The organism is Pacificibacter maritimus (genome assembly GCF_003814915.1).
Taxonomy (GTDB): domain Bacteria; phylum Pseudomonadota; class Alphaproteobacteria; order Rhodobacterales; family Rhodobacteraceae; genus Celeribacter; species Celeribacter maritimus.
Genome location: NZ_RKQK01000001.1, coordinates 213658 through 231220, shown reverse-complemented (window position 1 = coordinate 231220; position 17563 = coordinate 213658). Strand labels below are relative to the sequence as shown.

Sequence of the window (17563 nt, the reverse complement as noted above, 5' to 3'; positions counted from 1 at the left end):
CCCTTACCCTTTCATCACATTGACGTCTTCGACATCAATCGTGCCGCGGTTGCGGAAGAAGCCTACAAGAATAGCCAGACCGATTGCGGCCTCGGCTGCTGCGACCGTGAGGACCAGCATGGTGAAAATCTGACCGACCAAATCACCCGCAAAGGATGAGAAAGCCACAAGATTTATGTTGACCGACAACAGGATCAATTCAACGGACATCAAAATGATGATCACGTTCTTTCGGTTCAAAAAGAGCCCGAAAATCCCGATGACAAACAGCGCTGCTGCGACTGCTAGGTAATGTTCAAGTCCGACCATGTCGTCCCTCAGTTCTTTTTTCGCGCCTTGATGGCGGCTTTTCAGTTCAGGGCAGTGGTCCGCCCGTCGGTTTTACAATCGGCGCAAAGGCTTTAAAGCCCCTGCCCTGATTTTACGTCTTTCAATTCCATCGCTTTGGCTGGATCGCGGTGCATCTGCGCCATCACGTTTTGGCGTTTTACGTTCGGGTTGTGACGCAATGTCAAAACAATCGCGCCGATCATCGCGGTCAGCAAAATCAAGCCTGCAAGTTGGAACAACAACAAGAAGTCATCATACATCAACTGACCCAAAGCGGCGGTGTTATGGACTTCGGTAAGGTCTGGCGTGACAGCAGCACGCAGTGCTTGTGATCCATCAGCTGCAGTCCAGTCGCCAAAGGCGATTGACAATTGCATTAAGACAACGATGCCGATGAGCAATGCAAAGGGCATAAACTTGGCCATGCCACCGCGCAACTGCGCAAAATCGACATCCAACATCATCACCACAAACAAGAAGAGCACCATAACAGCGCCGACGTAGACGATGATCAAAAGCATCGCGACAAATTCCGCGCCCAAAAGCACGAAGAGGCCCGAAGCGGACAAGAAAGTCAAAATGAGCCAGAGCACAGAGTGGACGGGGTTGCGCGCCACCACTGTAAACAGACCCGATGCCACCAATAGGATGGCGAAAAGGTAAAATGCGTAATCCGCGACAGTCATGCACTGTCCTCCTGCTTTTCGGCGAAAACCTCGGCTGCGAGGCCAAGCGCCTTTGACATTGCTGGCAAACCGCCCAGCATCGACATTTGAGTGATCGTTTCACCGATCTGTTGTTGTGTGGCCCCTGCTTTAAGTGCGTTGCGCAAAACCGCTTTAAACGGCGCCTCTGCTTGCACACCCAAAACCGTTTGACCGGCCAAAACCACGAGAAGACGCGTTTTGGCGTCCAAACCCTCGGGGTTCAATTTCGTGCCCCACAGCATGTCCATTTGATCTTTGGACAGTGTGGGAAAAAGCTTATCGAGTTTCGGCATCTCAAAATCTTTGAGCGCTGGATTGAATGCTTCAGCCATTTTTTGGCCTTGGGCAGTCATATCTTCGAATAGCTTTTTAAAATCGTTCATCGGTAAGGCGCATCCAATTCAAGATTGCGGGCAATTTCCGCTTCCCAACGCGCACCGTTATCCAAAAGCTTTTCCTTATCATAGAACAGCTCTTCGCGGGTTTCGGTTGCGAATTCAAAGTTCGGGCCTTCGACGATCGCATCCACTGGGCAGGCTTCTTGGCAGAACCCACAGTAAATGCATTTCGTCATATCGATGTCGTAACGCGTTGTGCGGCGCGAGCCATCATCGCGGGGTTCCGCGTCGATGGTGATCGCTTGCGCGGGGCACACGGCCTCGCACAATTTACATGCGATGCAGCGTTCTTCGCCATTCGGGTAACGACGCAACGCATGTTCCCCGCGAAAACGAGGCGACAAAGGCCCCTTTTCATGCGGGTAGTTGATCGTCGCTTTCGGGCTAAAGAAATACCGCAGACCGATCCGGAAACCGGCGATGACATCTGTCATCAAGAAGTATTTGACCGCGCGGGTGTAGTCGAAATCTGATTTTGCTTGAGCCATGATTTAGCCTCCAATCGCCCAGCGAGCATATGCGCCGCCGAATGCACCGAATTGCGCAAAGAACGCCACGAGAACGACCCATGCGAGGGACAATGGCAAGAAGACTTTCCAGCCGATGCGCATCAATTGGTCGTAGCGGTAGCGCGGAGTGATCGCCTTTACCATTGCGAAGATAAAGAAGAAGAAACCCATTTTTAGGATCATCCAGAAAATGCCATCAGGCAGGCCTGGGATAGGTGACAACCAACCACCAAAGAACATGAGCGTGATCAAGGCACACATCAAAACAATGGCCATCAATTCACCGATCATGAACAACAAGAACGGTGTTGAAGAATATTCAACTTGGTAGCCAGCAACCAATTCGGATTCCGCTTCTGGCAAATCAAATGGGGGGCGGTTGGTTTCAGCCAAGGCTGACACAAAGAACAACACCACCATTGGGAAATGCGGGATCCAGTACCAAGAGAAGATGCCAAAGCGTCCATCTTGTGCGGCAACGATGTCACCGAAGTTCATAGACCCTGATGAGATGATAACGCCAATAATGATCAGCCCGATTGAAACTTCGTAGGAAATCATCTGCGCTGCTGACCGCAATGCGCCCAAGAAGGGATATTTTGAGTTAGAGGCCCAGCCCCCCATGATCACGCCGTAAACTTCCAGCGATGAGATCGCGAAAATGTACAAGATCGCGACATTGAGATCCGAGATCACCCAGCCGTCATTCCAAGGAATTGCAGCCCAAGCGATGACTGCCATCACAAAGGTGATCATTGGAGCAAGGTAGAAGACAAATTTGTCAGCGCCTGCAGGTACAACCACCTCTTTGACCACATATTTCAAAAGGTCTGCAAATGATTGCAGCAAACCAAAGACACCAACCACATTGGGGCCTTTGCGCATCTGGACAGCCGCCCAGACTTTGCGATCGCCATACATCAAGAAGGCAAGAGCAGCGAGCAAAGGCAAAAGAACCAACAGACATTGTCCGAGGATCAAGAGCGCAATGCCCAAATTTGTTGTCGTGAAAAATTCGACCATTTCGTAGTCCTTCACACCGTCGGTATTCTAAATTCGCGGCAGTTTGAAACGATGACTTCTGCATCAATCGTTCGCAAACCATCTGGGAGCGCTGATGAGATGGTGTAAACAGCATCTGCACGCCAAATTCCAGCCTCTTGTGAGACATTTGTTCGTAAGTGACGCGCAAACCCGAAACCTCGGATCAGTGCGTATTGCGCAGCGGCACATTCAGAATATGCTGCTACGTCGTTTTGGCTTGTGGTATCTTTCATTGAAACAATGAAATTCACCAAATCCCCGTCCAAAAGGCGTGTTTCCACCCCCAAATAAGTCGGTGTGGCCGCGGCGCGCGTGACCTCAGCATCGGGTTGCGCACAGCCCACCACAGTGGCCAACAAAACACACCCAAGGGCAATTTTGGTGGCACTGTGAAAAGCAGCTTTATATGTGTGCGCAGCCGTCATGTTTACTCAGCAGCCAATGTTTCTTGGCTGCGCGCTTTGGCAGCGGCAGACAATTCAGCCATCAAAGTTGACGCCCGTGCGATTGGGTTGGTGAGATAGAAATCTTTAACCGTGTAGCGCACAGACGCTTTGGCTGGTTTGCGCAATGGGACACGGTTCCATGCATTTTCAGCCACAACATCAAGATCAGCAAAATGCGGTGCAACTTCCATCAACTCAGAGCGCAGGCCTGCGATTGTGGAATAGGCCAATGTTGCATCCAGTTCCGCTGACAAAGCGCGCAAAATGGCCCAGTTTTCTTTTGCATCCCCAGGAGGGAAAGACGCACGTGCGGCCAGTTGTGGGCGGCCTTCTGTATTGACGAACAAGCCGGATTCTTCTGTGTAAGCCGCACCAGGCAAGATCACGTCAGCACGGTGTGCACCACGATCCCCATGCGATCCTTGGTAGATCACGAAGGCTTCGCCAGAAATTTCCACCTCGTCAGCGCCCAAGTTATAGATCACTTCGGCACCGTCCAATGCGGCGTCAAGCCCCCCATCGGTCACCGCACCGATATCCAGAGCGCCAACGCGTGACGCAGCTGTGTGCAGGATCAACAATTTAGAACCAGTGTTTTCTGCCAATTTCATCGCTTGCGACAAAACTGCTTCGCCGTCCGCCTCTTGCAAGGCACCCTGCCCGACAATAACCAAAGTGTTTTTCTCATCGCGTGTTTCAGCAGAGATTTCACGATCCGCCAGTTCAACCAAAGCGGCACGATCTGTGCCAACATGGTGGTAATCGTAAGTCAGATCGACAGCTTCACCGATCAGACCTATATCTGCACCACGCGCCCAAGCCGCACGGATACGCGCGTTCAACACTGGGGCTTCTTCGCGCGGGTTCGTTCCGATCAATTGGATCATATCCGCATCATCGATATCAGCAATCGTGGCCGTGCCCACATAAGCAGAGCGATTGCCCGCAGGCAATTTCGCCCCATCGACACGGGATTCAACCTTGCCGCCGAGGCTTTCCACCAATTGCTTCAAGGCAAAGGCAGCTTCGACAGACACGAGATCACCGATAAGGCCAGCGATCTTTTTGCCTTTCATGCCCTTGGCCGCGAATGCCAAAGCTTCTGACCAGCTGGCTTTGCGCAACTTGCCGTTTTCGCGGATGTAGGGTGTGTCCAAACGCTGACGACGCAGGCCATCCCAAACGAAACGCGTTTTATCGGAAATCCATTCTTCGTTCACGCCGTCATGGTTGCGTGGCAAAATGCGCATCACTTCGCGGCCTTTTGTATCCACACGGATGTTTGACCCCAAAGCGTCCATCACATCGATGGTTTCCGTTTTGGTCAATTCCCAAGGACGCGCTGTAAAGGCGTAGGGTTTGGATGTCAGCGCACCAACGGGGCAAAGATCAATGATATTGCCTTGCAGGTTAGATACCAATGTTTCGTTCAAATAGCTGGTGATTTCAGAATCTTCGCCGCGCCCTGTTTGGCCCATTTGCGTGATGCCCGCGACCTCAGTCGTGAAGCGCACACAGCGGGTACAAGAAATACAGCGCGTCATGGTTGTCGCCACGAGAGGGCCGAGATCCAGATCTTCGGTCGCGCGTTTGGCTTCGGTGAAACGTGAGAAATCAACACCATATGCCATGGCTTGGTCTTGCAAATCACATTCGCCGCCTTGGTCACAAATCGGACAATCCAGCGGGTGGTTGATGAGCAAGAATTCCATCACACCTTCGCGGGCCTTTTTGACCATCGGTGAATTGGTTTTTACAACGGGCGGTTGACCTTCTGGGCCGGGACGCAAATCCTTGACCTGCATCGCACATGAGGCTGCGGGTTTGGGCGGGCCGCCCACGACCTCAACCAGACACATGCGGCAGTTGCCAGCAATTGAAAGACGCTCGTGGTAGCAAAAGCGCGGCACTTCGATGCCTGCGACTTCACAAGCCTGCAAGAGGGTCATCGCCGGATCGACTTCGACTTCATTTCCGTCAATGATAAGTTTGCGCGTATCTGCCATATCACGTCACCTGTGTTTCATGAAGGTGCCGCACGCGGAACTGCGCCGCACCTTCGGTATTTGTAAGACGCTTTTTACAGCGCCAGTATGATTTCACCCACGAAACTCGCGGGAAACTGAAGACAAGGGCCTAGGCCCTCAATTTCGACTGCGCAACAAAGACCCTGTGAGGGTATTTGAAGCAATTTCTTGTTCGCCCAATGTGCAAAGATCCGCATCGCTGGTCGGGTTCAATCCCTTAGAGCGCACGTAAGCTTCGCCGAGACCGCGGATACGGGATTTTTCCGCATCGCTTTCCACATATTCTTTGATTTCGTCATCTGAATACCCCAGTTTTGACGCCGCAGATTTTAACCCCCAAAGGTAATTCAATCCCTTGAGTTTGCGTGCCTCAATGCTGGAGCATTTATCAGAAATTTCTATCGCCAAAGCGACACTTAGCATCGGGCGATCAATCGTTGGCTCATCGCGCAAAGATTTCGCAGATGCTGTTCCAGCGATGCTGGCCACCAAAGTTGCGGCCCAAAAAACAGATTTATAGCTGTGCATAAGAAGACTCCATAGTCTGTGGCGCGCATGCTTTTGTCACATGTAGTTGCGCCTCTTTCAGATACGACCAGCCAAAGGCATAGTCGCTGTCCCCATGTTCGTCTTTATAGGCAAGGCGTTCGAGCGCCTCATCCAAGCTGGGCTTATGCCCGACCTCTACGTACCACATAACAAAGTGCTGGCCACCCAAGATTTGGAACCACTCTTCGCGGCGGTCGTAGAATTTTTTATGCACCGTGATGAAAACGAAATGCTCTAGGCTTTGTACGTCTTCCCATACGGTCATATTGGCGACGAATTGTGGATCATCGCCAATGCTGTTTTCAGTATTTCCAGTGGCTGGTTCACCCGAACCTTCCATCATCCACACGAAGCCTGGCATGCGTTTTCCAAGCCCGTTCACCAGATCCAATGCGCCCATGAAATCAGCCACGCGCGGATCATCGGTCGGCGCAATCAGCCGTCCGATGTTCAGTTCCGCGATATGTGTGCCAATGGGCTGCATTATGATGTTTACTCCGCCGCCATCGCGCCCATACGGCCCGATTTTTGCGCTTTGATACGGTCTTCGATTTCTTCGCGGAAGTTGCGGATCAGACCTTGGATCGGCCAAGCTGCCGCATCGCCGAGGGCACAGATTGTGTGACCTTCAACCTGTTTGGTCACGTCCCAAAGCATGTCGATTTCTTCCAGCTCTGCTTCGCCTTTCACCAAGCGATCCATCACGCGCATCATCCAGCCTGTGCCTTCGCGGCATGGCGTACATTGCCCACATGACTCGTGCTTATAGAACATAGACAAGCGGTGGATGGCTTTAATGATATCAGTGGATTTGTCCATGACGATAACCGCCGCCGTGCCAAGGCCCGAGCCAAGCTCACCGCGCAGGTAATCAAAATCCATGATTGCGTCTTGCATCTTTTCGCCGCGCACCAATGGCACAGAAGACCCACCAGGGATCACAGCCAAAAGGTTGTCCCAACCGCCGCGAATACCGCCGCAGTGCTTTTCGATCAGCTCTTCGAATGTGATCGACATGGCTTCTTCGACAACACAAGGGTTGTTGACGTGGCCAGAAATCGCAAACAGTTTTGTGCCTGCGTTATTGGCGCGACCAAAGCCTGCAAACCATTCAGGACCACGGCGCAAAATAGTCGGAGCCACAGCGATAGATTCAACGTTGTTCACAGTGGTCGGGCAACCATAAAGTCCCGCACCAGCAGGGAACGGTGGCTTCATCCGTGGCATGCCTTTTTTGCCCTCAAGGCTTTCCAGCAATGCGGTTTCTTCACCACAAATATAAGCGCCAGCACCGTGGTGCAGGTAAATATCAAAATCCCAACCAGATTTCGATGCATTTTTACCAACAAGACCCGCCGCGTAACATTCATCAATCGCGAGCTGTAACGCCTCACGCTCACGAATGTATTCGCCGCGCAGATAAATGTAACAAGCATTGGCATTCATCGCAAAGGACGCGATCAAAGCCCCTTCGATCAGCGTGTGCGGATCGTGGCGCATGATTTCGCGGTCTTTACATGTACCTGGCTCGGATTCATCGGCGTTGATCACCAAATATGATGGGCGACCATCAGATTCTTTTGGCATAAACGACCATTTCAACCCAGTCGGGAAACCCGCGCCGCCACGACCACGCAATCCAGAGGCCTTCATCTGGTCGATGATCCAGTCACGACCTTTTTTGATGATGCCGGCGGTGCCGTCCCAATGCCCACGCGACATCGCGCCCTTTAGGCTGCGATCATGCATTCCGTAGATATTGGTAAAGATCCGATCTTGATCTTTGAGCATAGCTTTGTTCCTTCAGCCTTTTTGGCGCGCACGCCAAATCTGATAAATCACCACAAACGCCCAAGCAAAAGCCGCGAGCGCCAAGAGATCGAACAGCACTGCATATCGGGTATCGATACCCAGTAAGCTGCCGATCCATTGCGCCCCAATCCACAAAATCATAGCACCTGCGATGACAAGCGACACAAGCCGCGTTTTCTTCGCCAAATACTGATCCGTGTCTTGGGACATATCTTCAGTCTACCTCACACTCTATTTCTTAGAGCGCTTGGAAAATTCAGTTTCCCCGCCTTTGGCGAGAATTTTTGCTTGGGCAACCCAACCGTCGCGTTCAATGCGACCTTTGAATTTAAGATTGTTATCCACCCATTCAATTTCTTTTTTGCGCCAGCCAGCGATCTGATCGAAATGGTAAAAGCCCAAAGAATTTAGCGTTTGTTCCAATTTCGGACCAACACCCTTGAGCAATTTTAAATCGTCAGCCCCTTCGGCGCGTGCTGCGGTCAAAACTGGCGGTTTGCCGTCTTTGGCCACGGGCGCCTTTGTTGGCGCTTTTGTTGCAGGTTTCGCTGCCTTAGCTTTTGCATCAGCTGCTTTCGCAGGCTCGGCTTTTTTCGCAGCAGGCTTTGCGGTCGCCGTTTTAGCAGTCGCCGTTTTAGCAGTCGTTGCTTTTGCGGCTGGCTTGGCTTTTGCGGCTGGCTTGGCTTTTGCTGCGGGTTTTGCCGTTGCAGTTTTCTTAGCAGTTGATTTTTTAACTGCCGCTGTCGCCACAGGTGCCGCTGCGGCCTCTGGTTTGGCGGCAGGTTCTACAGCCTCAGCAGCAGCAGAGGTCGTTGCCACAGATCCCATATCAAGTGCTGCACTTGGAACAGTATCTGTGACAGGCTCAACCACGCCTGCAGATGTTTTTGTCGGTCCTGCCGAAACAACACCGTCAGTAGAGACCGCTTCAGAGGCAGGTATCGAAGGTGAAGCAGAAGATGAAACGGTCTCTTCAGCCTCAACGTCTTTGAACCACCCAATCCAAAGCAAAATCGCCACCAAAATGGCAACCAATACACCGACGATCAGTGATGCCACTGTCGAATAACCAGCCAATGAAAGCAGCGCCAAAAACGCCACAATGCCCGAAATGGCCGCAATCAGCCAAATCTTTTGGGTCTTCCCCGAAGTTGTCTCAGTCATTTCCGTACTCCTTACTGTCCCTGTTGAACTTGGGCTTGGCTCTTATTGGCTATGGCCCGTTTGGTCGTAAAATCAGTATTTAGCGCGTTTTGAGAATTCGGTTGTACCACCTTCAGCTAGGGTTTTCGCTTGATCAATCCAACCGTCGCGCTCAATGCGACCTTTGAATTTCAAGTTATCATCAACCCAAGCAATTTCGGCGGGTGTCCATTTTGCCACTTGGTCAAAATGCCAAAATCCCAATTCATTGAGTGTTTGTTCAAGCTTCGGTCCGACACCTTTAATCATTTTCAGATCATCGGCCCCTGCTTTGCGGGGGGCTTTCATGGTGCGGGGTTTCTTTTGTTCTGCAACGGAGGCTGGCGCAGCTGCCGCAGGTGTTTTGTCAACTTTAGCAGTTGATTTGGTTGGTGTATTGCCTTTGACTTCTGTCTTAGGCTTGCCTTTAGAGGTCGCAGAGCTTTTCACAGCTTTCTGATCTGCGGCTTGCTGTACGGCAGACTTAGCGGTCGCGGCAGGTTTCGGTGGTTTCGCGCCCGTGCGCTTGCCGCCATCCAACCAAGGTGTCAGCAATGGCACTTCGGTGCCATCAATGCGCTTGAGCGTGTCGCCAATTTCAGCCGCCAAAGCGACTGAGGCATTGTATTGATTTGTATCAGTTTCGCCTTGATCCAGAGAGGTGAGGCCAGACAAAGGTTCAGCCGCGAAACGACCGTTTTGAGGACCCGGAAGCGGCACATTGCCAGCCGCCATATCATCGATCAATTTTGCAAAGTTTTCGGTGGAAAGATCTTCGTAATAGTCTTTGCCAATCTGCGCCATAGGGGCGTTTGAACAGGCGCCAAGACATTCGACTTCTTCCCAAGAAAACTTGCCATCCGCAGACACAGTATGCGGCGTGGGTGAGATTTTTTCTTTTGCCACGGCCATCAGGTCTTCGGCGCCACAAATCATGCAAGACAATGTGCCACAGATTTGGATATGCGCGACTGTTCCCACGGGTTTGAGTTGGAACATAAAGTAGAATGTCGCCACTTCGAGCACGCGAATGTAAGGCATGCCCAACATGTCAGCGATGTGTTCGATCGCGGGCTTGGTCAACCAACTTTCTTGTTCCTGTGCACGCCACAAAAGAGGAATAACAGCAGATTGCTGACGCCCCTCGGGGTACTTTGTGATCTGAGCTTCAGCCCATGTCTGATTGGCGGGTGTGAATTCAAAAGAAGCGGGTTGTTCAGCGTGCAGACGGCGTAGCATTAGCGGTCCACCTCCCCAAATACGATATCCATAGTGCCGATGAGCGCTGCAACGTCAGCCAATTGGTGACCCTTCGCAACATGATCCATCGATTGAAGGTGCAAGAACCCCGGAGCGCGGAGTTTAGCACGGTAAGGTTTGTTGGTGCCGTCAGACACCATGTAAACGCCGAATTCGCCTTTTGGCGCTTCCACAGCGGCGTAGACTTCGCCTGCAGGCAATTTGAACCCTTCTGTGTAGAGCTTAAAGTGGTGGATCAGCGCTTCCATTGAGGTTTTCATATCGCCGCGTTTGGGCGGTGTGAGTTTACCACGCGCAAGCACATCACCTTGGCCCTCGGGGGCTCGCAATTTTTCAATCGCTTGCAGAATGATCTTGGTGGATTCTTCCATTTCCGCCATGCGCACGAGGTAGCGATCATAGCAATCGCCGTTCTTGCCCACAGGGATTTTGAAATCAAACTCGTCGTAAAGCTCATAAGGCTCAGAGCGACGCAAATCCCACGCCAAACCTGAACCACGCACCATCACGCCAGAGTACCCCCAATCAAGGATCTCCTGTTCGGAAATGATGCCGATATCTGCGTTACGCTGTTTGAAGATACGGTTTTCGGTCAAAAGCGTATGAATGTCCGCGATCATTTTCGGGAATTCATTGGCCCATGTTTCGATATCGTCAATTAGCTTTGGCGGCAGGTCTTGGTGCACACCACCTGGACGGAAATAGGCCGCGTGCAAGCGTGCGCCACAAGCCCGTTCGTAAAAGATCATCAGCTTTTCACGTTCTTCAAACCCCCAAAGCGGTGGTGTGAGCGCGCCGACATCCATCGCCTGCGTGGTGACGTTCAAAAGGTGGTTCAACACGCGGCCAATCTCAGAAAACAGCACGCGGATCAAAGAGGCACGACGCGGCACTTCGACGCCTGCAAGACGTTCAATCGCCAGACACCAAGCGTGTTCTTGGTTCATCGGCGCCACATAATCGAGGCGATCCAAGTAGGGAAGGTTTTGCAGGTAAGTGCGGCTTTCCATCAACTTTTCAGTGCCACGGTGCAAAAGGCCGATATGCGGGTCAGCCCGCTCAACGATTTCGCCGTCAAGTTCCAACACCATACGCAAAACGCCGTGCGCCGCAGGGTGCTGAGGCCCAAAGTTGATGTTAAAGTTGCGGATCTTTTGTTCGCCCGTCAATACGTCGCTCACGTTGCCATCCATCTAGTTGACCCTCGCCATATTGGTTTGCCACCGCTGAGGAAGCGCACCGAAGGTTTCTTTCACAAAAGCATAGTGCGGCGCTGTTACGTCAGCCGCCCAGCCAAGCATTTCATCATCCATGTTCAGGCTTTTGCCTTCGTGGACTTTACGATCAGTTTCTGCGGGCACATAAGAAATGCCCAAGAAATCACAGAGTTTACGCACCCCAGCATCGGTCAAAAGCTCTTCGAAGAATTCGAAATGCAACCGATCCTTTGGGATCACACGTTGTAATTTTTGCACAATCGCAGGGTAATCCCCGCGCGTGGTGATATGGGTTTCGCCGCCATTCGCAGTGCGTTTCAACACGGCGCGCGCTTTGGCTTCGAATTCTGCCGCACTATCCGTACTGCGTTTGGCAGTCATCCGCACATGGGACCAAAGGCGATCAATCGGATCACGCATCAAAAAGACAAACCTGACATCCTCATCAAGTTTTGACATGCTGTCCAACCGTGCCTCGCCCAGCAAAGCATAAGACGGTGTTAAATCGCCAACCAATTTCGCGTTATCGCTGTCGGAACGCACATAGGCCAAATATTGATCCAAGCCTTCATCGCGTTTGCGCACAGCCTTGATCAAGCTGTTGAGGGCCTCGATTTGACGGCTTAAACGGTCGATCTTTGCGCTATCCCCAGCCAGAGTGGCCTGCGCCAAACGGAGCTTAAAAGTATCGCGGTTGTTTTTCCACGTATCGATTTGCGGCTTCATATGCGGCTTTTCGATCGTGTCGAAAAAATGCGATTCTTTCACGGCCTGAAGTTTGCAATCAGGGTGCCCATGCAAATAGTCGTACAGCCAAGACGTACCCGCCTTGGTCGCACCGACACAGAACATGAACACAGGTTGCGTCACTTATCAGGCCTCTTGCTTTTCATCACCTGGAAGGATGTATTTCGCGCCTTCCCAAGGGGACAGATTGTCAAACTGGCGGTATTCTTGCGTCAAGGACACAGGTTCGTAGACCACGCGCTTGAGTTCGTCATCATACCGAACTTCAGTATAGCCTGTTGTCGGAAAATCTTTGCGCAAAGGATAGCCACGGAAACCGTAGTCAGTGAGCAGACGACGCAAATCAGGGTGGCCTGAAAAGATAATGCCGAACATGTCAAAGACTTCACGCTCAAACCAATTTGCTGACGGATGCACATCAACAATAGATGCGATCATTTCATCTTCACGCACAGCCGTTTTGATGCGGATGCGGTGGTTTTGGTACATCGACAAGAAATGATACACCACATCGAAACGCTCAGGGCGCGACGGGTTATCAATTGCCGTGATGTCAACAAGACTTGAGAATTTGCAAGTCGCATCCGTTTTCAGAAACTCGACAAAGTCAACGATGCCCGCAGGGGACACTGTGACCGTCAATTCGCCAAAAGTAATCTCGGTTGAGACAACATCATCAGGGCGTTTGAGCTCTAGGTGAGCTGCAAGAATTTCGAGAGCTTCGCTCATAGGTCCGTCTCCTTAGCGGGCAATCGTGCCAGTGCGGCGCATTTTGCGTTGCAGTTGCATGATACCATACAGCAAGGCTTCGGCTGTCGGAGGGCAGCCAGGCACATAAATGTCGACAGGCACAATCCGATCACAACCACGTACAACAGAATAAGAGTAATGGTAGTACCCGCCGCCGTTCGCACAAGACCCCATCGAGATCACGTAACGCGGTTCTGGCATTTGGTCGTAAACCTTACGCAGAGCTGGCGCCATTTTGTTGGTCAGCGTGCCAGCCACGATCATCAAGTCAGATTGACGTGGGGAGGCGCGCGGCGCTGTGCCGAAACGTTCAAGATCGTAACGCGGCATAGATGTGTGCATCATTTCAACCGCGCAGCACGCCAGACCAAAGGTCATCCAGTGCAACGACCCTGTGCGGGCCCAGTTGATGATGTCTTCTGTCGACGTCAGCAAAAAGCCTTTGTCTTGCAATTCGTTGTTCAAAGCCTGCGTCGCGACTTCTTTATCCGCGCCAGCTGTATTGGCAGAAGTGATCACGCCCATTCCAAGGCTCCTTTTTTCCACTCATAGGCAAAGCCCACTGTGAGCACGCCCAAGAACACCATCATAGACCAGAACCCAACAAGACCCACATCTTTGAACGCGACGGCCCAAGGAAAGAGGAATGCGATTTCCAGATCGAAGATGATGAAGAGGATCGATACCAAGTAAAAACGAACATCGAATTTCATCCGCGCATCGTCAAAAGCGTTAAACCCACATTCGTAGGCAGACACCTTTTCAGGATCAGGATTGCGCACGGCAATGATCAAGGCTGCAAAAATGAAAACAAGACCCAGCGCGATGGCGAGGCCGAGAAAAATTATGACTGGGAGAAAATCCCGAAGCAAGTCTTCCACGAGCGGCTCCTTATATGGGCCCACGGGATAGCGGGCGCGCGTGTGCTAAAGCTGCAAGTGGTTTAGCCCTCTGCGGGGGTGGGGTCAACACAGCGGAGGCATTGAAAAGCCTTTGTTTCAAGGCAAGTACAAAGTTTTTTGTCGCAGGTGGACACAGTTGATTAACCCTTAATCACCAATGTTGATTCGAAGTGATTACCTGATATTTTTAGTCGGATTTCGAGTTCCCCCCCCTGCACTCCAGCCAGAATGATCGCGCCAAAACACAGCGAAGGTCGCAATAGACTGTCCGCTTTGCTCCCGTGTTGTACAGCCCACTACAGGGTCGCGAGAACTTCATCTTTGATGATCCGCGCCAACTGGGCGCAATCCTCAACCGAAAACGTCAAAGGCAAGCGCATGTCTACGATAGCTTTCAAAACGCGATCACTATCGGGCAAAGGCTGCGGATCGACATAGCGCCAACTGTCATAGCGCGAGGTGAATGCCACAGGTTCGGGCGCGCCAAACCATTTCAATTCAACACCGCGCTTGAGGCAGGCTGCAACCAAAGCTTCGATCTTGTCGTCAGGCCAATCAAGCAGCAAAAACTGAAACGATGACCCAACATAGCCTTCGGCTTGGGGGCGCTGAATGATCGTGAGCCCCTCTACATCCCGCAGACCATTTTCAACGGTCCTGTAGCGCGCATTCCAATGTTCGACCTGCGCTGGCAAATTCCGCAATTGCACGCGCAAGATCGCAGCGCGCAGATGATCCATCCGCCCCGATACATTCGGTGTGTCATATTTGATCGCCTCAAACACCTGCGGCGCGGGGGCGGCTGTATGTTTGCCGTATAACATATAAGACCCTGATAACATGATGGCTTTTGCCGCTATCTCATCATCATCGGTGACGAGAAATCCGCCCTCGCCTGAGTTAATATGCTTGTAGGTCTGTGTGGAATAGCAGCCCACCGCCCCGTGGCGCCCTGATGGAACGCCATCCCAAGTGGCCCCCATCGTATGTGCACAATCTTCGATCACGATCACACCTGCGCCATTACAGATATACATCAAAGCATCCATATCCACGATGTGGCCACGCATATGTGACAGCATCAAAACCTTTGCGCCGCTGGTATGAATTTTGACCTGCAAATCATCCAGATCAATCACCAAACCGTCGGTCACGCCAACAAAAACAGGCGTAGCGCCCAAGGCCGAGATTGCACCAGGAACAGGCGCAAGCGTAAACGCATTGGTCAAAACCGTATCCCCTGCCCCCACGCCGACAGCACGCAAAGCGCAGCCTAAGGCGTAGCCACCCGAAGCCACGGCAAGACAATACTTGGCCCCGACAGAGGCGGCAAACTCTTGCTCAAGCTCAGCCACCTCCCCCGCCTCATTTGGCAAGGTATTATAGCGATGCAAGCGGCCTGATCGCATCACGGCTACGGCCGCTTCGATTGCGTCTTCTGAGATCGGTTCTTGCTGGGTAAAATTGCCTTTGAAGACTTCGCTCATCCGATCAGCTCCTTGGTGACGCGCGCCAAATCGGCATATGATGACAATAAGGCTTCGGGTTTTAACGCGCGCACAGCCTCTCCATCAGGCCCGAAGGTCACAAGCGCACAAGGCACGCCCGCAGCCGCTGCTGTTTTGCGATCCGTTATGGTATCGCCCACAAGATAACTCATCGCCAAAGTGCCCCCCGCCTGTTCAACCGCAGCCTCATAGGGCGCAGGATCTGGTTTGCGCACAGGCAGGGTATCCGCGCCAATCATCGACGCAAACAAATCGCGCACGCCCAGTTTTTGCAGCAAGTTTTCCGCCAAACCGCTGGGCTTATTGGTGCAAACCCCCACGGCGTAGCCCGCGGATTTCAGGCCTTCGATGGCCTCAACCGCCCCATCATAGAGTTTGGTGTGAACATTTATTGCGTCACCATAGGCCTGTAATAACACCGGATATTGCGTGTCGATATCTGTTTGATCAAAGTCAGGTTTGACCCGCCCAAACCCCAAATTCAACATCGCCCGCCCCCCGTGAAAGGCCGTTGATGCATCTTTGATCGGATCTAAGACATCTCCATAACCCAACGCGTTGAAACAATAATTGGCCGAAGCAATCAAATCGGCCGAAGTGTCTGCCAAGGTTCCATCGAGATCGAAAATAACGCAGCGCATCGTCAGCCCTTTCAAAATATTCCCCTTACTTTACATTGACCAATCGGCGAAGGGATGCCGAGATGTGTCACCTGATGTAACTTGCGGTCAAAATATGTGAAGCTCCGCCCCTTGCGGTGCTATGCGACATGGGTAAAACGACACACAGATAAAGAAAAGAGCAGATCGGGACAAAACAATGGCTACAGCCCTCATTTTACTTGCCGCTGGACAGGGATCACGCATGAATTCGGACCTGCCAAAAGTGTTGCACCAAATAGGCAATGCTCCGTTGTTTGCCCATGGGCTGAATGCGGGCGCCGCGCTTTGTCCCGAACGTACTGTTGTTGTTGTCGGCCATGGCGGCGAACAGGTCGCGGCAGCGGCGCGTGCTATGGATGACACTATTGAGATTGCCACCCAGACTGAACAACTTGGCACTGCTCATGCTGTTTTGCAGGCCAAAGAGGCTTTGAAAGATTTCGAAGGCGATGTCTTTGTGCTTTACGGCGACACACCATTTATTTCTGCTCAGACCTTAGAAAATATGCAAAGCGCGCGTGCGACCCACGATGTGGTGGTGCTTGGATTTGAGGCCGCCGACGCGGGCCGTTATGGCCGTTTGGTAATGCAAGGCGATAAACTTGCGCGCATTGTAGAATTCAAAGACGCAACGGAAGAAGAACGCGCGATCACCCTGTGCAACTCAGGCGTGCTATGTGGAGATGCAAAGACCCTATTTGGGCTGTTGTCACAAGTTGGAAACGACAATGCCTCTGGCGAATATTATCTGCCTGATGTGGTTGAAATCGCTTGGAAAACAGGCCTGACAGCCACATCCGTAGCCTGCGATGAATCTGAGACTTTGGGCGTCAACACCCGCGCAGAACTGGCCCGTGCAGAGGGGTTGTTTCAAGCTGCCAAACGCGCTGAAATGCTAGAAAATGGTGTAACGCTTGTGGCCCCTGAAACTGTGTTTTTCTCGCTGGATACCTATATCGGCCGCGATGCTGTGATTGATCCTAATGTCGTCTTTGGTCCGAATGTGACGATTGAAAGCGGTGCGCGGATCAAATCTTTCAGCCATCTTGAGGGCTGTCACGTATCCACGGGCGCTGATGCTGGCCCCTTCGCGCGCTTGCGCCCAGGTGCAGAGCTGGCAAACAACGCCCATGTTGGCAATTTCGTAGAAGTGAAAAACGCGCAAATCGGGGAAGGCACCAAAGTGGGCCATCTCACGTATATTGGCGATGCAGATATCGGCGATGGCGCAAATATCGGTGCGGGTACAATCACTTGCAACTATGATGGCGTGTTCAAGCATCGCACCACTGTAGGCCGTGATGCTTTTATTGGCTCAAACACCATGCTTGTTGCCCCCGTCACTGTCGGCACTGAGGCTATGACCGCCAGCGGATCGGTGATTACCAAAGATGTGCCCGATGGCGCATTGGCGCTCGCGCGTGCTAAACAAGAAAATAAACCCATGCTGGCCGTAAAGCTGTTTTTAAAGTTACGCGCCCTCAAGGCGAAAAAAGCCGAGAAAGGTCAATAA

21 protein-coding genes are annotated in these 17563 nt (G+C 52.1%); 1 reads left to right on the top strand and 20 read right to left on the bottom strand.

Annotated elements, in window-relative coordinates:
• Window positions 1-3 precede the first annotated feature (3 nt).
• From nuoK to EDD53_RS00935, 20 genes are all read right to left on the bottom strand, one after another.
• The gene (gene nuoK, locus EDD53_RS01030; RefSeq protein ID WP_123791351.1) at window positions 4-309 is read right to left on the bottom strand and encodes an NADH-quinone oxidoreductase subunit NuoK; all 306 of its coding nucleotides are present in this window, start codon (window positions 307-309) and stop codon (window positions 4-6) included.
• A 92-nt stretch (window positions 310-401) separates the two neighbouring features.
• On the bottom strand, window positions 402-1016 hold the full coding sequence (locus EDD53_RS01025) for an NADH-quinone oxidoreductase subunit J (protein WP_123791350.1): 615 nt from the start codon (window positions 1014-1016) through the stop codon (window positions 402-404).
• Window positions 1013-1420, bottom strand: a complete 408-nt coding sequence (locus EDD53_RS01020) for a carboxymuconolactone decarboxylase family protein (protein ID WP_123791349.1) — start codon at window positions 1418-1420, stop codon at window positions 1013-1015. The genes EDD53_RS01025 and EDD53_RS01020 overlap by 4 nt, the downstream gene beginning before the upstream one ends.
• A complete protein-coding gene (nuoI, locus tag EDD53_RS01015; RefSeq protein WP_123791348.1) occupies window positions 1417-1923 on the bottom strand; it encodes an NADH-quinone oxidoreductase subunit NuoI in 507 nt (168 codons plus the stop codon). Before nuoI ends, EDD53_RS01020 begins: the two co-directional genes overlap by 4 nt.
• A gap of 3 nt (window positions 1924-1926) precedes the next feature.
• Complete coding sequence (gene nuoH / locus EDD53_RS01010; protein WP_123791347.1) at window positions 1927-2967, bottom strand: NADH-quinone oxidoreductase subunit NuoH; 1041 nt, start codon at window positions 2965-2967, stop codon at window positions 1927-1929.
• 11 nt (window positions 2968-2978) lie between these two features.
• Complete coding sequence (locus tag EDD53_RS01005; protein ID WP_246002129.1) at window positions 2979-3413, bottom strand: hypothetical protein; 435 nt, start codon at window positions 3411-3413, stop codon at window positions 2979-2981.
• A 2-nt stretch (window positions 3414-3415) separates the two neighbouring features.
• A complete protein-coding gene (nuoG, locus tag EDD53_RS01000; protein WP_123791346.1) occupies window positions 3416-5440 on the bottom strand; it encodes an NADH-quinone oxidoreductase subunit NuoG in 2025 nt (674 codons plus the stop codon).
• A 138-nt stretch (window positions 5441-5578) separates the two neighbouring features.
• Window positions 5579-5989, bottom strand: coding sequence for a DUF5333 domain-containing protein (locus tag EDD53_RS00995; protein ID WP_123791345.1), 411 nt, complete (start codon window positions 5987-5989; stop codon window positions 5579-5581).
• Window positions 5976-6494, bottom strand: a complete 519-nt coding sequence (locus EDD53_RS00990; protein WP_123791344.1) for a DUF3291 domain-containing protein — start codon at window positions 6492-6494, stop codon at window positions 5976-5978. Before EDD53_RS00990 ends, EDD53_RS00995 begins: the two co-directional genes overlap by 14 nt.
• A gap of 8 nt (window positions 6495-6502) precedes the next feature.
• Window positions 6503-7801, bottom strand: coding sequence for an NADH-quinone oxidoreductase subunit NuoF (gene nuoF, locus EDD53_RS00985; protein WP_123791343.1), 1299 nt, complete (start codon window positions 7799-7801; stop codon window positions 6503-6505).
• Window positions 7802-7813: 12 nt separating this feature from the next.
• Window positions 7814-8032 carry a DUF5337 domain-containing protein gene (locus EDD53_RS00980; protein WP_123791342.1) on the bottom strand — a complete coding sequence of 73 codons (219 nt, stop codon included), beginning with the start codon at window positions 8030-8032 and terminating at the stop codon, window positions 7814-7816.
• 21 nt (window positions 8033-8053) lie between these two features.
• Window positions 8054-8986 (bottom strand): NADH-quinone oxidoreductase subunit E, encoded by a 933-nt coding sequence (locus EDD53_RS00975; protein ID WP_123791341.1) that lies wholly within the window; start codon window positions 8984-8986, stop codon window positions 8054-8056.
• A gap of 72 nt (window positions 8987-9058) precedes the next feature.
• Window positions 9059-10243, bottom strand: a complete 1185-nt coding sequence (locus EDD53_RS00970) for an NADH-quinone oxidoreductase subunit E (protein ID WP_123791340.1) — start codon at window positions 10241-10243, stop codon at window positions 9059-9061.
• Window positions 10243-11457: an NADH-quinone oxidoreductase subunit D gene (locus EDD53_RS00965; protein WP_123791339.1), complete on the bottom strand. Its 1215-nt coding sequence runs from the start codon at window positions 11455-11457 to the stop codon at window positions 10243-10245. The genes EDD53_RS00970 and EDD53_RS00965 overlap by 1 nt, the downstream gene beginning before the upstream one ends.
• The gene (locus EDD53_RS00960; protein WP_123791338.1) at window positions 11458-12351 is read right to left on the bottom strand and encodes a sulfotransferase; all 894 of its coding nucleotides are present in this window, start codon (window positions 12349-12351) and stop codon (window positions 11458-11460) included.
• Between the two features lie 3 nt (window positions 12352-12354).
• Entirely contained in the window at window positions 12355-12957 is a 603-nt protein-coding gene (locus EDD53_RS00955) for an NADH-quinone oxidoreductase subunit C (protein ID WP_123791337.1), read from the bottom strand.
• A 12-nt stretch (window positions 12958-12969) separates the two neighbouring features.
• Window positions 12970-13503, bottom strand: a complete 534-nt coding sequence (locus EDD53_RS00950; RefSeq protein ID WP_123791336.1) for a NuoB/complex I 20 kDa subunit family protein — start codon at window positions 13501-13503, stop codon at window positions 12970-12972.
• Window positions 13494-13859, bottom strand: a complete 366-nt coding sequence (locus EDD53_RS00945; RefSeq protein WP_085849298.1) for an NADH-quinone oxidoreductase subunit A — start codon at window positions 13857-13859, stop codon at window positions 13494-13496. Before EDD53_RS00945 ends, EDD53_RS00950 begins: the two co-directional genes overlap by 10 nt.
• 317 nt (window positions 13860-14176) lie before the next feature.
• Window positions 14177-15367, bottom strand: a complete 1191-nt coding sequence (locus tag EDD53_RS00940; RefSeq protein ID WP_123791335.1) for a DegT/DnrJ/EryC1/StrS family aminotransferase — start codon at window positions 15365-15367, stop codon at window positions 14177-14179.
• Window positions 15364-16029, bottom strand: a complete 666-nt coding sequence (locus EDD53_RS00935) for an HAD-IA family hydrolase (protein ID WP_123791334.1) — start codon at window positions 16027-16029, stop codon at window positions 15364-15366. The genes EDD53_RS00940 and EDD53_RS00935 overlap by 4 nt, the downstream gene beginning before the upstream one ends.
• 178 nt (window positions 16030-16207) lie before the next feature.
• Between EDD53_RS00935 and glmU the strand changes: the two genes are divergently transcribed.
• Entirely contained in the window at window positions 16208-17563 is a 1356-nt protein-coding gene (gene glmU, locus EDD53_RS00930; protein ID WP_123791333.1) for a bifunctional UDP-N-acetylglucosamine diphosphorylase/glucosamine-1-phosphate N-acetyltransferase GlmU, read from the top strand.

Excerpts from the sequence above, each read along its gene's own strand:
- nuoK (WP_123791351.1), bottom strand. The coding sequence starts at position 309 with ATGGTCGGACTTGAACATTACCTAGCAGTCGCAGCAGCGCTGTTTGTC.
- EDD53_RS01025 (WP_123791350.1), bottom strand. The coding sequence starts at position 1,016 with ATGACTGTCGCGGATTACGCATTTTACCTTTTCGCCATCCTATTGGTG.
- EDD53_RS01020 (WP_123791349.1), bottom strand. The coding sequence starts at position 1,420 with ATGAACGATTTTAAAAAGCTATTCGAAGATATGACTGCCCAAGGCCAA.
- nuoI (WP_123791348.1), bottom strand. The coding sequence starts at position 1,923 with ATGGCTCAAGCAAAATCAGATTTCGACTACACCCGCGCGGTCAAATAC.
- nuoH (WP_123791347.1), bottom strand. The coding sequence starts at position 2,967 with ATGGTCGAATTTTTCACGACAACAAATTTGGGCATTGCGCTCTTGATC.
- EDD53_RS01005 (WP_246002129.1), bottom strand. The coding sequence starts at position 3,413 with ATGACGGCTGCGCACACATATAAAGCTGCTTTTCACAGTGCCACCAAA.
- nuoG (WP_123791346.1), bottom strand. The coding sequence starts at position 5,440 with ATGGCAGATACGCGCAAACTTATCATTGACGGAAATGAAGTCGAAGTC.
- EDD53_RS00995 (WP_123791345.1), bottom strand. The coding sequence starts at position 5,989 with ATGCACAGCTATAAATCTGTTTTTTGGGCCGCAACTTTGGTGGCCAGC.
- EDD53_RS00990 (WP_123791344.1), bottom strand. The coding sequence starts at position 6,494 with ATGCAGCCCATTGGCACACATATCGCGGAACTGAACATCGGACGGCTG.
- nuoF (WP_123791343.1), bottom strand. The coding sequence starts at position 7,801 with ATGCTCAAAGATCAAGATCGGATCTTTACCAATATCTACGGAATGCAT.
- EDD53_RS00980 (WP_123791342.1), bottom strand. The coding sequence starts at position 8,032 with ATGTCCCAAGACACGGATCAGTATTTGGCGAAGAAAACGCGGCTTGTG.
- EDD53_RS00975 (WP_123791341.1), bottom strand. The coding sequence starts at position 8,986 with ATGACTGAGACAACTTCGGGGAAGACCCAAAAGATTTGGCTGATTGCG.
- EDD53_RS00970 (WP_123791340.1), bottom strand. The coding sequence starts at position 10,243 with ATGCTACGCCGTCTGCACGCTGAACAACCCGCTTCTTTTGAATTCACA.
- EDD53_RS00965 (WP_123791339.1), bottom strand. The coding sequence starts at position 11,457 with ATGGATGGCAACGTGAGCGACGTATTGACGGGCGAACAAAAGATCCGC.
- EDD53_RS00955 (WP_123791337.1), bottom strand. The coding sequence starts at position 12,957 with ATGAGCGAAGCTCTCGAAATTCTTGCAGCTCACCTAGAGCTCAAACGC.
- EDD53_RS00950 (WP_123791336.1), bottom strand. The coding sequence starts at position 13,503 with ATGGGCGTGATCACTTCTGCCAATACAGCTGGCGCGGATAAAGAAGTC.
- EDD53_RS00940 (WP_123791335.1), bottom strand. The coding sequence starts at position 15,367 with ATGAGCGAAGTCTTCAAAGGCAATTTTACCCAGCAAGAACCGATCTCA.
- EDD53_RS00935 (WP_123791334.1), bottom strand. The coding sequence starts at position 16,029 with ATGCGCTGCGTTATTTTCGATCTCGATGGAACCTTGGCAGACACTTCG.
- glmU (WP_123791333.1), top strand. The coding sequence starts at position 16,208 with ATGGCTACAGCCCTCATTTTACTTGCCGCTGGACAGGGATCACGCATG.